Origin of the sequence: Rhodococcus sp. NPDC056960 (assembly GCF_042674125.1) — a bacterium.
Classification (GTDB): Bacteria; Actinomycetota; Actinomycetes; order Mycobacteriales; family Mycobacteriaceae; genus Rhodococcus_F.
Genome location: NZ_JBHURF010000006.1, coordinates 240296 through 253807 on the forward strand (window position 1 = coordinate 240296; position 13512 = coordinate 253807).

The 13512-nt window shown below is 67.3% G+C and carries 13 protein-coding genes; 7 read left to right on the forward strand and 6 right to left on the reverse strand.

Annotation, left to right across the window (positions count from 1 at the left end):
- Positions 1-69: 69 nt before the first annotated feature.
- Both ACFTWF_RS11775 and ACFTWF_RS11780 read left to right on the forward strand, forming a co-directional pair.
- On the forward strand, positions 70-717 hold the full coding sequence (locus ACFTWF_RS11775) for a type IV toxin-antitoxin system AbiEi family antitoxin (protein WP_378461378.1): 648 nt from the start codon (positions 70-72) through the stop codon (positions 715-717).
- 154 nt (positions 718-871) lie between these two features.
- Positions 872-1471: a nucleotidyl transferase AbiEii/AbiGii toxin family protein gene (locus ACFTWF_RS11780; RefSeq protein ID WP_378461491.1), complete on the forward strand. Its 600-nt coding sequence runs from the start codon at positions 872-874 to the stop codon at positions 1469-1471.
- A gap of 259 nt (positions 1472-1730) precedes the next feature.
- Here ACFTWF_RS11780 and ACFTWF_RS11785 read toward each other — a convergent pair whose 3' ends face one another.
- The 4 genes from ACFTWF_RS11785 to ACFTWF_RS11800 are packed head-to-tail and all read right to left on the reverse strand — an operon-like array spanning position 1731 to position 5835.
- Entirely contained in the window at positions 1731-2927 is a 1197-nt protein-coding gene (locus tag ACFTWF_RS11785; RefSeq protein ID WP_378461379.1) for an acetyl-CoA C-acetyltransferase, read from the reverse strand.
- A gap of 14 nt (positions 2928-2941) precedes the next feature.
- Positions 2942-3394, reverse strand: a complete 453-nt coding sequence (locus ACFTWF_RS11790) for a MaoC family dehydratase (RefSeq protein WP_378461380.1) — start codon at positions 3392-3394, stop codon at positions 2942-2944.
- Between the two features lie 45 nt (positions 3395-3439).
- A complete protein-coding gene (locus ACFTWF_RS11795) occupies positions 3440-4663 on the reverse strand; it encodes an acetyl-CoA C-acetyltransferase (RefSeq protein WP_378461381.1) in 1224 nt (407 codons plus the stop codon).
- A gap of 2 nt (positions 4664-4665) precedes the next feature.
- Positions 4666-5835 carry an acyl-CoA dehydrogenase family protein gene (locus ACFTWF_RS11800; RefSeq protein WP_378461382.1) on the reverse strand — a complete coding sequence of 390 codons (1170 nt, stop codon included), beginning with the start codon at positions 5833-5835 and terminating at the stop codon, positions 4666-4668.
- A gap of 231 nt (positions 5836-6066) precedes the next feature.
- On the opposite strand from ACFTWF_RS11800, the gene ACFTWF_RS11805 reads away from it, so the two are divergent.
- From ACFTWF_RS11805 to ACFTWF_RS11820, 4 genes are read left to right on the forward strand one after another with little or no spacing between them, the layout of a single operon-like run.
- Positions 6067-6408, forward strand: coding sequence for a 4-coumarate--CoA ligase (locus ACFTWF_RS11805; protein ID WP_378461383.1), 342 nt, complete (start codon positions 6067-6069; stop codon positions 6406-6408).
- Between the two features lie 22 nt (positions 6409-6430).
- The gene (locus ACFTWF_RS11810) at positions 6431-7621 is read left to right on the forward strand and encodes an acyl-CoA dehydrogenase family protein (protein WP_378461384.1); all 1191 of its coding nucleotides are present in this window, start codon (positions 6431-6433) and stop codon (positions 7619-7621) included.
- A gap of 32 nt (positions 7622-7653) precedes the next feature.
- Positions 7654-8397, forward strand: a complete 744-nt coding sequence (gene fabG, locus ACFTWF_RS11815) for a 3-oxoacyl-ACP reductase FabG (protein WP_378461385.1) — start codon at positions 7654-7656, stop codon at positions 8395-8397.
- A 17-nt stretch (positions 8398-8414) separates the two neighbouring features.
- Complete coding sequence (locus ACFTWF_RS11820; protein ID WP_378461386.1) at positions 8415-9284, forward strand: LysR family transcriptional regulator; 870 nt, start codon at positions 8415-8417, stop codon at positions 9282-9284.
- Here ACFTWF_RS11820 and ACFTWF_RS11825 read toward each other — a convergent pair.
- On the reverse strand, positions 9224-10117 hold the full coding sequence (locus ACFTWF_RS11825; RefSeq protein ID WP_378461387.1) for a LysR family transcriptional regulator: 894 nt from the start codon (positions 10115-10117) through the stop codon (positions 9224-9226). The two genes, ACFTWF_RS11820 and ACFTWF_RS11825, sit on opposite strands and share 61 nt — an antisense overlap.
- A 146-nt stretch (positions 10118-10263) precedes the next feature.
- Between ACFTWF_RS11825 and ACFTWF_RS11830 the strand changes: the two genes are divergently transcribed.
- Positions 10264-11031, forward strand: coding sequence for a hypothetical protein (locus ACFTWF_RS11830; RefSeq protein ID WP_378461388.1), 768 nt, complete (start codon positions 10264-10266; stop codon positions 11029-11031).
- Positions 11032-11130: 99 nt separating this feature from the next.
- Here ACFTWF_RS11830 and ACFTWF_RS11835 read toward each other — a convergent pair whose 3' ends face one another.
- Positions 11131-13506: an FdhF/YdeP family oxidoreductase gene (locus ACFTWF_RS11835; RefSeq protein WP_378461389.1), complete on the reverse strand. Its 2376-nt coding sequence runs from the start codon at positions 13504-13506 to the stop codon at positions 11131-11133.
- Positions 13507-13512: the final 6 nt, after the last annotated feature.

Consider the following 13512-nt stretch of genomic DNA (forward strand, 5'->3'; position numbering starts at 1 on the left):
CTGCAAGCAGTGCGCTTGTTTCGTAGGCTTATACCCTACGAAACGTACCTGAGATACGAGGTGGAATCGGTGGCGACAGCACACAGCACCGCGGTACCCGCGCCCTTGGCCCGCCGGCCCTTGCGCACCTTCCGCCCCCAGGACGCCGTCGACGTCTACGCCCACCCACGCCCCGAACTCGCCCGCCTAGTCAGACGCGGGGTCCTGCACCGCGCCGCCCCCGGTTACTACATCGTCGCGCCCCCAGAACAAGCCGGCCGCATCTGGATCCCGAACCTCGAAGCCGCCGCCGCCGGGATCGCCGCATCGATCTACGGGCCCGACGACGCGATCGTGATGGGCATCAGCGCCGCCCGCCTCCACCACGCGATTCCCCGGGCGTTGGCCACCGCGGTCGTCGCCGTCCCCCGGCGGCACCGGACGATCACCCTCACCGACCGGACCGCCACAATCCGCTTCCTCCGGCGCGACACTCGTGAACTCGATGCGGAACGAGTAGACACCCCGCTCGGGCCCGCTCTCGCCACCACCCCGGAACAGACCATCCTCGACCTGGCGCGGTGGCCGCGACTCGGGGACGCCGAGAATGAAATACCGGAGGCCGCCTCGTCGCTCTACCGGCGCAGTGACCGCGAACGTCTCGCCGCGCTGGCTTCCGAGCAGGGACTGGTTGCGGCTCTCGCCCGCGCCGAGACCTGGGCGCAGGCAACGTCGTGAACCTCGACGAACGTGACAGTGTCGCCGACCGGTTCGGGGTTGCACCCGAGCAGGTCGAACGCGACCACCTCATCTCCCTGCTCATCGCCTACTCGAGTGAGCATTTCGCTGACCGCTGCACTTCATCGGCGGCACCGCCCTCGCCCGGACACACCTGCCCGACGGGCGACTCAGCGAGGACATCGATCTCATTACCCTCGATAAACGACGTAGCGTGCTGGCCACCGATCTCGACAAAGCGCTCCCGAGAGCGCTTCAGCGGTCACACGGTCGACTCGAATGGGCACCCCCGCTCAGTGCGGGATCGAGCGTCGACGCGGCCATCCTCCATACCACCAGCGGGCTGTCCGTAAAGATCCAACTCCTCTCATCCACCGACCGCCCCCTGTGGCCCACCGAACCCCGCGACCTCATCCAGCGCTACAGCGACGCCCCACCAGCCCGGCTGCTCGTACCCACCCTGCCGGCGTTCGCCGCCTCCAAGACCGCCACCTGGTGCGACCGCACCGCCGCCCGCGACCTGTGGGACCTCTGGGCCCTGAACAACATCGGCGCGATCAACCCCGACACCGCCGCGCTGTTCCGGACACACGGGCCGACCGGGAAGAACCCCGGCGACTACGTCTTCAGGAAGCCGCCCAGCGACAACGAATGGCAAACGCAACTTGCCGGCCAAACCCGACTCACCGTTACCGCCACCGCCGCCCTCCACACCGTCCGCACCGCGTGGGCCCACGTCGCACCCAACCCCTGAACCCCACCTGACCACGCGCGTCTCCGCCACGAATCCCGACACACTCTGGCAGCACACCCCGTCGTGGTGGCTACTCGACATCTAATGCTCGTGCTGATCGCCCTCAGGATTCAAGCCAACATGCGTCCCGCCGACATCGGCGGAGACGCGCGGCCTCCGAGTTGCAATGCGATGAGGCGTGCCGACAGTCAGATCGAACCGTGAAGTCGCGTCTGCCGGCTCCGACGCCGGAGCCGGCAGACGCGAGTGTCAGTCGAGGTTAGACACCTTCGACGATGGCGGCCATTCCCTGCCCGCCGCCGATGCACATCGTGACGAGCGCCTTGCCGCCGCCGCGCCGCCGCAGTTCGTGCAGTGCGGTGGTGGTCATCCGCGCGCCCGTGGCACCGATCGGGTGTCCGAGTGAGATGCCGGACCCGTTGACGTTCAGGCGGTCCCGGTCGTCGAAACCCCATTCCTTCAGGACGCCGAGCACCTGGCACGCGAAGGCCTCGTTCAGCTCGATCAGCGCGAAGTCGTCGAAACTCGCACCGGTGCGGCGGAACAGCTTCGCCGCGGCCGCGACCGGTCCGAGACCCATCAGTCCCGGCTCACAGCCGGCGGCCGCCCACCCGGTGAGGAAGCCCATCGGCTCGAGACCGAGTTCGTCCAGCTTGTCCTCGGCGACGACGAGCATCGACGACGCCGCATCGTTCTGCTGAGACGCGTTACCGGCCGTGACGACACCGTCCTTGACGACGCTGCGCAGCCGCGCCAGCGACTCCGCGGTGGTATCGGGACGGATGCCCTCGTCACGCGACACGACGGAGACGTTGCCCTTGCGATCGGTGATCTTGACCTCGATCACCTCGTCGTCGAACTTGCCTGCCTCCCAGGCCGCATGGGCCCTGGCGTGGCTGTCGGCGGCGAACGCGTCGGATTCTTCGCGGCTGATTCCGCACCGCGACGCGACATTTTCCGCGGTCTCGATCATGCCGCTGATCTTCCCGAACCGCCATTCCGGCTGGGAGCGCTCACGGCCGCGGTCGAGACGGTCGTAGAGGTTGAGCGATCCGGCGCGGGTGCCCCACCGGGCTCCGGTGGTGTAGTGCTCGATGTTGCTCATCGACTCGACGCCACCGGCGAGCACGACGTCGGCTGCTCCGGTCTGCACCATCATCGACGCCGTCGCGAGGGCCTGCAGTCCGGTGCCGCAGCGGCGGTCGGTCTGCAGTCCGGCGACCGAGATCGGCAGTCCCGCCTCGAGCGCCGCCCACCGTCCGATACACGGGGCCTCGGAGTTGGCGTACGACTGCCCCATCGCGACGTCCTCGATGAGTTCCGGGTCGATGCCCGACCGCGCGACGGTCTCCTTGATGACCGTCGCCGCCAGGATCTCGGCGGGCACGTCGCGCAGTCCGCCGCCGAAGCGGCCGACGGCCGTGCGGACGGGGGCGACCAGTGCTGCTCTACGCATGTTGTTCCTCGTTTTCAGGAGACCAGGACGCGGACGGTCTCGGCGACGCACGCCGGCTTGTCCTCGCCCTGGATCTCGATGGTGTATTTGACGATCAGTTGCGCGCCCTGCTTCGTGCGCTCGAACGACACGATCTCGCCGCCGGCCCGGACCTTCGCCCCGACCTTCACCGGCTGGGGGAAGCGAACCTTGTTGAGGCCGTAATTGATCACCAGCTTCACGCCGTCGATGCGCATGAGTTCGGCGCCGAGTTTCGGCAGCAACGACAGCGTGAGGTAGCCGTGGGCGATGGGAGCGCCGAACGGGCCCGCGGCGGCCCGCTCGGGATCGACGTGGATCCACTGGTGGTCTTCGGTGGCGTCGGCGAACCCGTTCACCCGGTCCTGGGTGATCTCGAGCCAGTCGCTGTGCCCGAGCTGTTCGCCGACTGCGGATTCGACGTCGTCGATTCCCTGAAATACGCGCATGACACTCTCTTCGGGTCGGCCCGGTACCGGGCAAAGGGGGAAGGGCTAGATGTTGACGTTTTCGAACACAGCCGCGATGCCCTGTCCTCCGCCGATGCACATCGTCTCGATGCCGTAGCGGGCCGCGCGGCGGTCCAGTTCGCGAAGCAGATTGGCCAGGATACGGCCACCGGTGGCGCCGACCGGATGTCCGAGGGAGATGCCGGAGCCGTTGACGTTGAACCGGTCTCGCATGTCGGTGTCGTCGAACTTCCACTCCCGCGCGCACGCGAGGACCTGCGCGGCGAACGCCTCGTTGATCTCGAGAAGATCGATGTCGTTCAGCGTGAGCTTGGCCCGGGTGAGCGCCTTGTCGACGGCCGGGACGGGGCCGATGCCCATCCGGTTCGGCTCCACCCCTGCCACACCCCAGCTGACGAGCCGGGCGAACGGGCGCAGGCCGAGTCGCTCGGCGTTGTCGGGGGTGGTGACGATCGCGGCGGCGGCCGCGTCGTTCTGTCCGCACGCGTTGCCCGCGGTCACGGTGGCGTCCGGGTCGACGCGGGAGCGGATGGCCCGCAGAGCCGCCAGCGATTCGACCGTGACATCACGGCGCGGGTGCTCGTCGGTGGTGTGGACGACGGGATCCTTGCCGCGCTTGCCGGACACGGCCACCGGGATCGTCTCGGCGTCGAACAGTCCGGCGTCCTGTGCCCGGACTGCGCGCGCATGCGATTCGGCGGCGTACGCGTCCTGTTCCTCACGGCTGATGGAGTATTCGCGGCGCAGGTTCTCCGCGGTCTCGATCATGCCGCCCTCGACGGGGAAGTTCACGCCGCCGGAGTTGGTGCGCGGCTTGGCCAGCCGGTCGTGGAACTCCACCGACGCACCCTTGACGCCCCAGCGCATTCCGGTGCTGTAGAACTCGGTCTGGCTCATCGACTCGGCGCCGCCGGCGATCACCAGATCGCTCATCCCGGTCTGCACCTGCATGGCCGCGTAGATCACGGCCTGGAGCCCGGAGCCGCAGCGGCGGTCGAGTTGGATGCCGGGCACGGTGACGTCGAGGCCGGCGTCGAGCGCGGCGATCCGGCCGATGGCCGCCGCCTCGCCGTTGGCGTAGCCCTGACCGAAGATGACGTCGTCGATGTCTTCGGAGGTGAGCGACGTCCGTTCGATCAGGCCCTTCAGCACGGTCGATGCGAGGGCTGTGACAGGGACGTCGCGGTACATGCCGCCGAATCCCCCGACCGGGGTGCGGACGGGTTCACAGATCACTGCGTCGAACATGGTCAGAGGGCCTTCTTGGCTTCGCGGACGAGACCGCCACCGATGATCAGCCGCTGGATTTCGCTGGTGCCCTCGTACAGGCGCAGCAGCCGGACTTCACGGTAGATCCGTTCCACCGGAACATCTCTCATGTACCCGGTGCCGCCGTGGACCTGCACCGCGAGGTCGGCGACCTTGCCGGCCATCTCCGTGCAGTACAGCTTGGCCACGGACGGCGAGATCCGACGGTCCTCACCGCTGACGTACTTGCGTGCCGCGTCCCGCACCAGCGCGCGGCCCGCGGACACGCCCACCTGCTGGTCGGCGATCATGGCCTGCACCAGTTGGAAGTCACCGATCGGGGTGCCGCCCTGCTTCGTGACCGCCGCGAACGCGACGGACTCGTCGAGCGCACGCTGAGCGCTACCGACGGCGAGGGCCGCGATGTGGACCCGGCCCCGGGCGAGCGACGTCATGGCGGCGCGGTAGCCGGCCTCCTCGCTGCCGCCGACCAGGGCGGATTCCGGGACGGTGACGTCGTCGAACGCGACCTCCGAGGTCCAGGCGCCCTCCTGGCCCATCTTCTTGTCCTTCGGTCCGACCACGACACCGGGAGTGTCGGCGGGAACGAGGAACACCGCGATACCGGTTCCGGTCTCGTCGGCGGGACGGGTGCGCGCGAACACGACGAACAGGTCGGCCAGCGGCGCGTTGGTGATGAACCGCTTGGTGCCGTTGATCGTCCACGAACCGTCCTTCAGGACGGCGCGGGTGGTCAGACCCGCCGGGTTCGACCCGGCCTCCGGCTCGGTCAGCGCGAACGACGCGACCACGTCACCCGACGCGATGCGCTCCAGCCACTCCGACTTCTGTTCGTCCGTACCGAAATTCACCAACACCTGGCCGGCGATCCCGTTGTTGGTACCGAACATCGACCGCAACGCCAGGCTCGTGTACCCGAACTCCATGGCCAGTTCGACGTCCTGGGTGAGGTCGAGTCCGAGCCCTCCCCACTGCTGCGGGATGGCGTATCCGAACAGACCCATGTCTGCCGCCTTGCGGCGAATGTCGTCCGGAATCAGATCCTTTTCCGCGATTTCATTTTCCCTGGGAATTACTTCCTTCTGAATAAAGGCTCTCGTCTGCGCGAGAATGTCCTTGAAGTCTTCGTCACTCACTTCGCGTTCAGCCATGAAGGTGAATATCCAGCAACCCGGCCTCGCTGTCAAGGCGGCACCGCCACCACGAACACGCAGCACAGAGCACATTTACGACCCATAGGAACAGGGCAACCCTCGGTTTCCCTCAGCGTCTTTGACCACGGCCGGCCTAGGCACTTGAATAGGTGTCAGTGCCAGGGGAAATTGCCCGGGCATATTCGCGAACAATAATATTTCCCGGCGAGATGGAACTCGATATTCGACATGGTAGGCAGACCCGAGGACGCACTCCTCTACAAGGGCTACACCGTCGATCCGCAGGAACTCGAACAGTTGCTGCTGTCCCGGCGCGGTGTGCTCGACGTCGTGGTGGTCGGCCGCTCCGTGCCCGGGGTCGGAGAGATGCCGGTCGCGTTCGTGGTGGCAGACACCGCGGCGCACCTCACCGCCGACAACCTGATCGAGTTCGTCGCCGCGAAGGTGCCGCCGTACAAGAAGGTGCGCGAGGTGGTCTTCGTCGACGAGTTGCCCCCGCACCCCCGGGGCGCGGTCCTGCGGTCCGCGCTACGCGACCGCCTGCACGACGAGCAGAGTACGGAGAACTGATGGATACGGGACAGGTGGAACGATGACACGACTGGCGCAGACTGCCGGACTGACGGACACGCAGGACGAGATCGTCTCGGCGGTACGGGCGTTCGTCGACAAGGCGATCATCCCGCAGGCGCAGGAACTCGAGCACTCCGACACGTACCCGACGGCGATCGTCGAACAGATGAAGGAGATGGGCCTGTTCGGACTCACCATCCCCGAGGAGTACGGCGGAATCGGCGAATCCCTCCTCACCTACGCACTGTGCGTCGAGGAGATCGCGCGCGGATGGATGAGCGTGTCCGGCGTGATCAACACCCATTTCATCGTGGCGCACATGATCACCCAGCACGGCACACCCGAACAGAAGGCGCAGTACCTCCCCCGCATGGCGACCGGTGAACTGCGCGGCGCGTTCTCGATGTCCGAGCCCGAACTGGGATCCGACGTCGCCGCCATCCGGACCAAGGCGGCCAAGGCTGCAGACGGCAACTACGTGATCGACGGCCAGAAGATGTGGCTCACCAACGGCGGGTCGTCGACGTTGGTGGCGGTACTCGTTCGCACGGAGGAGGGGGCACCGAAAGCCCACGACAACCTCACCGCGTTCCTCATCGAGAAGCCTGCCGGGTTCGGCGAGGTGCTGCCCGGGCTCACGATTCCCGGGAAGATCGACAAGATGGGCTACAAGGGCATCGACACCACCGAGATGGTGTTCAGCGGCTACCAGGCGGCCGCGGACACGATCCTGGGCGGCGACCCGGGCCGCGGCTTCCGGCAGATGATGGACGGCGTCGAGGTCGGCCGCGTCAATGTCGCCGCCCGGGCGTGCGGTATCGCGCAGCGCGCGTTCGAACTCGGCGTGAAGTATGCGAAGGCGCGGGAGACGTTCGGGTCACCGATCGCCGAACACCAGGCGATCGCGTTCCGGATCGCAGAGATGGCCACCAAGGTCGAGGCGGCGCACCTGATGATGGTGAATGCGGCGCGGCTCAAGGACTCCGGCGAACGCAACGACGTCGCCGCCGGGATGGCGAAGTACCTCGCGAGCGAGTTCTGCTCCGAGGTCACGCAGGACAGCTTCCGGATCCACGGCGGTTACGGCTACTCCAAGGAATACGAGATCGAACGCCTCATGCGGGAGGCACCGTTCCTCCTCATCGGCGAGGGCACCAGCGACATTCAAAAGCAGATCATCAGCCGCGGCGTGCTGCGGTCGTACAACTGAGGCGTTTCGGACAACTGAGGAAGGAAGAATTCATGACACTTCTCGAGGGACGGGTCGCCGTCGTCACGGGCGCAGCCCAGGGCATCGGTTTCGAGATGGCCCGGAAGTTCGCGAGTGAGGGCGCGTCGGTCGTCCTCGGCGACATGCACGCCGAGAACGTCGAGGCCGCCGCCGGAAAGCTGGAGGCCGACGGATTCCAGGCAGTTGCCGTCGCCTGCGACGTGACCGACCCGGACCAGATGCAGAATCTGGGAAAGACGGCGATCGACGCGTTCGGCGCCATGGACGTGTGGGTCAACAACGCCGGCATCACCCGCGACGCGACACTGCGCAAGATGTCTCTCGCCGATTTCCGCTCTGTCATCGACGTGCACCTGCAGGGCGCATGGCTGGGCACCCAGATCGCCTCCATCGCGATGCGCGAGGCGGGCAAGGGCTCGATCGTGAACATCTCGTCGATCTCGGGCAAGGTCGGCATGGTCGGGCAGACCAACTACAGTGCCGCGAAGGCCGGCATGGTCGGCCTCACCAAGGCAGCCGCGAAGGAGGTCGCCCACCTCGGCGTCCGGGTCAACGCGATCCAGCCCGGCGTGGTGAACACCGACATGATCCGTGCCCTGCGCGCCGACATCATCGAGGCGAAGCTCAAGGAGGTCCCGATGGGCCGCGGCGCCGAACCCGAGGAGATCGCGAACGTCGCGCTGTTCCTCGCGTCGGATCTGTCCAGCTACATGACGGGGACCGTCCTCGAAGTCACCGGTGGACGACACATCTGAGGCAGTAGTCTGCACTGGTGGAGTCGCGACACGTCGAGTACTTTCTCGCCACCGTCGACAACGACGGCCTCGCGCTCGCGGCGGAGGCCCTGGGCGTCACCAAGCCGTCGTTGTCGAAGGGGCTGCGCAACCTCGAGCGTGATCTCGGTGTCGAACTGTTCCACCGCGTGGGCCGCGGCCTGGTCCTCAGCGCGGCAGGACGGGCATTCGTCGGTCCCGCGCGCAAGATCGTGCGAGATCTGGTGGCCGCCGAGAGCTCGCTCGTCGACGTCTCGGGGCTGCCGCGCGGCCGACTCGACATCTGCGCGTCGGCACACGTCGCGGAAGGCCCGGTCACGGAACTGATCGGGTCCTTCCGCAAGCAATACCCCGGCGTGGTCGTCCGGCTCGCCGACCTGCGCCCGGTCGACGTCATCGGGTCGATGATCCGCGACGGGCACTGCGAGATCGCGTTCAGTCATTTCCCGTTCGCCGCAGCGGGATTGACCACGCGTGTCCTCGGGATCCACGAATACTGGCTGGTGGTTCCGCACGACGCCGAAATCACCTGGCGGGACCCCTTCCCTCTCGACGACCTTCCGGATCTTCCCGTGGTGGGGCTGCCCAAGGAGTCGTCGTCGCGCACCGTCATCGAGAAGGCGCTGCAGAACGCGGGCCGCCGGACGACCCTGTCGGCCGTCGTGGAACAGCGGGAAGCCGTCGGCGCGTTCGTCGTCGAGGGTGTCGGAATGTCGTTCATGGAACGCACCCTCGCGGAACGGGCCGCTGTCGGCGGCGCACGAATCTGCACCCTCGACCCGCCGATCACCACCCCCTACGGGGTGATCTACGACGAAGCGCGGCTATCTCCTGCCGGGCGCGCATTCCTCGGCACGCTCGCGCCGTGAGCCTCGTCGAGCGAGGCGATGAACGCCGCCGCCGCGGGCGGGGGCGGATCCGGGCGATGGACGATTCCGATGGTGCGCACTTCCGGCGGTGCCAGCGACCGGACCACGACCCCCGGCAGTTCCTGCTCGGCGACGCGCCTCGGGAGCAGGGTCGCTCCCGCACCCTGGACCACCAGCTCCCACATCGACTGACGATGCGCACACTCGACGGCGATGTTGTCTACCGGCAGTCGTGGTCGCGACCCGATCTCGACGATCATCGGAATGTCGGCAAGCAGGTCGACGGGCACCGGATCCGGTAGCTCGATCGCCAGATCGGGATGGAGTGCGAGCACGATCTCCTGCGTTCCCACCACCCGGGACTCGAGCCCCTGCTGGTCGCCGAGCAGCTCGGTGAACCCGAGATCGCACTCGCCGGACCGGACCGCGCGGCCCACGCCGTCGGGAGCGTCCGCCGCCACCGTGACCAGCACGACGCTCGGGAACTTCCGGTGAAACCGGCCGACGATCCGCGGAAGCGGATCGGCGGCAAGAGAATTGAGAACCGCGATCGTGAGCGTGCCGGACCGCAGTTCGGCGACGTCGTGCACGACGGCCCGCGCCCGCTCGACATCGGCGAGAACCTGCCGCGCCGCGCTCGCGAACGACGCGCCCGCCGGGGTGATCCTCAGCTTCCGCCCGCCACGGTCGAACAGTTCCACACCCAGATCGCGTTCAAGGGTGCGGATCGCCTGCGACAGCGACGGCTGGGCGATGAACAGGGCACGCGCAGCCTCGGTGATGCTGCCGTGATCGACCACGGCGACGAGATACTCGGCGTCCCGGATGTCCACCGCCCGAGTCTAGCGACTGCGCAGTCCCTGGCTGCCTCGCCGTCGCACAGCTGGTCGGTCCGCACTGGAAAGGACCCGCGGCCCCGCTCGTCCGGGATCCTGCCGACCCGCTCCCACGGCCCGCCCGACGCTTTACGCTGAATGTCATGGCCGCTCTTCGTGCGGAGTGGATCAGGATCTGGCGCAACCCGGCGGACACTCTCGCGACCGTTGCGTTCAACGCAGTGCTGATGACCGGTGCCTGGTTCCTACTGCCCCGGAATTGGCTGTTCGAGTGGACCGGACCGTCGGGTTTCGCCCTTGCCCTCGCGGGCTGGATGTACGCCGACGTGACCGCCACCAATGTGCTGGCACCGGACCGTGAGCGCATTCTCGCCGCACTCGACGACCGGGACGCGCTGGGGGCGATGCTCGGCGCCAAGGCGGTGGTGTTGTGGATGCTGATCGCCCCGCTGTGCGCGACGATTGCGATCGCCGTCGGGTTCGCCGAGCAGGACTGGTTGTTCACGGCCGTGGTCGTGGTCGCGGTGGCACTGTGTCCGTTCGGCCCGCTCGCCGGGTCGAGTCTGGTGGGGGTGTTCTTCCCGTACCACCAACGTCCCCTGCGGTGGCGGTGGGAGCAACGCGTGCGGTGGCGGACCGTCGTGGTGCGGTGGCTGATCCTGCTGGTGGTCCCCTACGGCGTGTTTCCGGCGTTCTCTACGGCGATCGCGGTGATCCCGGTCGTGTTGTGGCGCATCGTGAGACCGGACGACGTGCACACCGGGATCGGCACCGCCGACTTCGCACTGTGCGTCCTCGTCGCCGTAGCGATCTCCGCGCTCATGTGGGTGGCGGCGCGCCGAATCGCCCTGTCGCGCATACAACAGCACGCGCCGCTGGCGGATTACCTGCGCGACCGCGACAGGGGTTGAGCAGGCCCACGTGAGTGCCGATGTGCACCCCGACACACATTGCCACTCACGTGCGCAGGTGAGTGGGAAAGCGTGCCGGGGCACACTTTGCCACTCACGTCAGGAGAGGTGCGTGGGCTGGGGCTTTGACTTGTGGTCCCAGTCCGCGCCGACCTCGTCCTGGCCGGCCCCCGGCGGGCATTCGGCGTTGTACCGGCCTGCGCGTTCCAGGGAGACGACGACGGACTTCGACGTGGGACAGTTGCTGCCTGCCGCGGTGGAGTCGAGGGGAACGAGCGGGTTGGTCTCCGGGTAGTAGGCGGCGGCGGACCCGCGGGGCGTGTCGTATTCGACGATCCGGAAGTCGTGGGCGCAGCGGATCCGGTCGTCCTCGGCCCAGTGGGTGAACAGGTCGACCATGTCGCCGTCGTCGAATCCGAGGGCCGCGATGTCGTCGTGGTGCAGGAAGATCACGCGGCGTCCGCCCTCGATTCCGCGGTAGCGGTCGCTGAGCCCGTAGATCGTGGTGTTGAACTGGTCGTGGCTGCGGATCGTCTGCAGGATCACGTGGCCCGGGGGCACCTGCAGCACCTCGATCGGGGAGACGGCGAATTCGGCGCGCCCGGAGTGGGTGGGGAACGTCCGGGAGTCGCGCGGCGGGTGCGGCAGCACGAACCCACCGGGCCGCCGGACGTTCACCTCGTACCCCTCGCAGCCGGGGACGACCCGCGAGATGTGCAGGCGGATGTTCGCGTAGTCGTCCCGCATCTTCTTCCACTCGAGACCGTACCGGTCACCGATCGTGGCCTCGGCGATTCGGGTGACGATGCCGACCTCCGAATCGAGGTGCGGACTGGCCGGTTTCAGCGGGCCCCGGGACGCGTGGACCGAACACGTCGAGTCCTCGACCGAGATGAACTGGGCCCCGCCGGCCTGGACATCCTGCTCGGTCCGCCCGCGGGTCGGCAGGATGAGGGCCGTGTCGCCGCACACGAGATGCGAGCGGTTGATCTTGGTGGAGATGTGGACTGTCATCCGGGTCTTGCGCAGCGCGGCGGCGGTGACGTAGGTGTCCGGGGCCGCCTGGACGAAGTTGCCTCCGAGCCCGAGGAAGAAATGCGCCTTGCCGTCGCGCATCGCCCGGATGGAATCGACGGTGTCGTAGCCGTTCTCCCGGGGCGGATCGAAGTCGAATTCCTTCGCGAGTGCGTCCAGGAAATGCCGCGGCGGACGCTCCCAGATCCCCATCGTGCGGTCGCCCTGCACGTTCGAGTGCCCGCGCACCGGCAGCAGACCGGCGCCTGGTTTGCCGATGTTTCCCTGGGCGAGTGCGATATTGGTGACTTCTTTGATGATCGCGACCGAATTATGGTGCTGGGTCAGGCCCATCGCCCAGCAGAACACGGTGGCGTCGGAATCGCGCAGGAGCCGGGCCGCGTCGGTGATCTGCTCCCGCGAGAGGCCGGTCGTGCGGGTGACGACGTCCCAGTCGATACCGGTGACGTGCTGCTTCCACAGCTCGAACCCGATCGTGTGCTGGTCGATGAACTCGTGGTCGAGGGCATCCCATTCGACGAGCAGTGAACCGAAGGCCTGCAGCAGGGCGAGGTCGCCGTTGAGCGCGATGGGCAGGTACATGTCGGAGAGGTCGGTGCCCGGGCCCACCATGCCGCGGGGTGTCTGCGGATTCTTGAAATTGACCAGACCCGCCTCGCGCAGCGGATTGATTGCGAGGATCTTCGCGCCGTTCTGCTTGGCCTTCTCCAGCGCCGACAACATCCGCGGATGGTTGGTGCCGGGGTTCTGTCCCTGCAACACAATGAGTTTCGCCTGATAGACGTCGTCCATCGTGACGCTGGCCTTGCCGATGCCGATCGACTCCTGCAGCGCGATGCTCGTCGATTCGTGACACATGTTGGAACAGTCGGGCAGGTTGTTCGTCCCGAACGCCCGGACGAACAGCTGGTAGACGAACGCGGCCTCGTTGGACGCCCTGCCGGACGTGTAGAAGATCGCCTCGTCGGGACTGTCCAGGGTGTTCAGCTGGTTGCCGATCAGGGCGTAGGCCTCGTCCCATTCGATGGGTTCGTAGTGAGTTCCGCCCGGCCGTTTCACCATCGGGTGCGTGATCCGGCCCTGCTGCCCGAGCCAGTGCTCGCTGTGGCAGTCGAGGTCGGCGATGCTGTGCCGGGCGAAGAATTCGGGGGTCGCGCGGTCCCGCGTCGCCTCCTCCGCGACGGCCTTGGCGCCGTTCTCGCAGAACTCCGCGGCGTGACGGTGCCCCGGGTCGGGATCGGGCCACGCGCAGCTCATGCAGTCGAATCCCTCGGCCTGGTTCAGCCGCAGCAACGTCTCGGCCGTCCGGACCACACCCATGTGCTCGAGCGACCGTTTCATCGACACCGCGACAGCGGTCGGCCCGGCCGCATGGTCCTTCGGGGACTCCACCCGGAGGTCGGCCTCGTCGTAGTCGCGTTGCTCGTCCTTGTGTCGCATCGTTCA

Bases quoted from the DNA above. Each gene is read 5' to 3' on its own strand.
- ACFTWF_RS11785 (WP_378461379.1), bottom strand. From the start codon at position 2,927: ATGCGTAGAGCAGCACTGGTCGCCCCCGTCCGCACGGCCGTCGGCCGC.
- ACFTWF_RS11790 (WP_378461380.1), bottom strand. From the start codon at position 3,394: ATGCGCGTATTTCAGGGAATCGACGACGTCGAATCCGCAGTCGGCGAA.
- ACFTWF_RS11795 (WP_378461381.1), bottom strand. From the start codon at position 4,663: ATGTTCGACGCAGTGATCTGTGAACCCGTCCGCACCCCGGTCGGGGGA.
- ACFTWF_RS11800 (WP_378461382.1), bottom strand. From the start codon at position 5,835: ATGGCTGAACGCGAAGTGAGTGACGAAGACTTCAAGGACATTCTCGCG.
- ACFTWF_RS11805 (WP_378461383.1), top strand. From the start codon at position 6,067: ATGGTAGGCAGACCCGAGGACGCACTCCTCTACAAGGGCTACACCGTC.
- ACFTWF_RS11810 (WP_378461384.1), top strand. From the start codon at position 6,431: ATGACACGACTGGCGCAGACTGCCGGACTGACGGACACGCAGGACGAG.
- fabG (WP_378461385.1), top strand. From the start codon at position 7,654: ATGACACTTCTCGAGGGACGGGTCGCCGTCGTCACGGGCGCAGCCCAG.
- ACFTWF_RS11830 (WP_378461388.1), top strand. From the start codon at position 10,264: ATGGCCGCTCTTCGTGCGGAGTGGATCAGGATCTGGCGCAACCCGGCG.
- ACFTWF_RS11835 (WP_378461389.1), bottom strand. From the start codon at position 13,506: ATGCGACACAAGGACGAGCAACGCGACTACGACGAGGCCGACCTCCGG.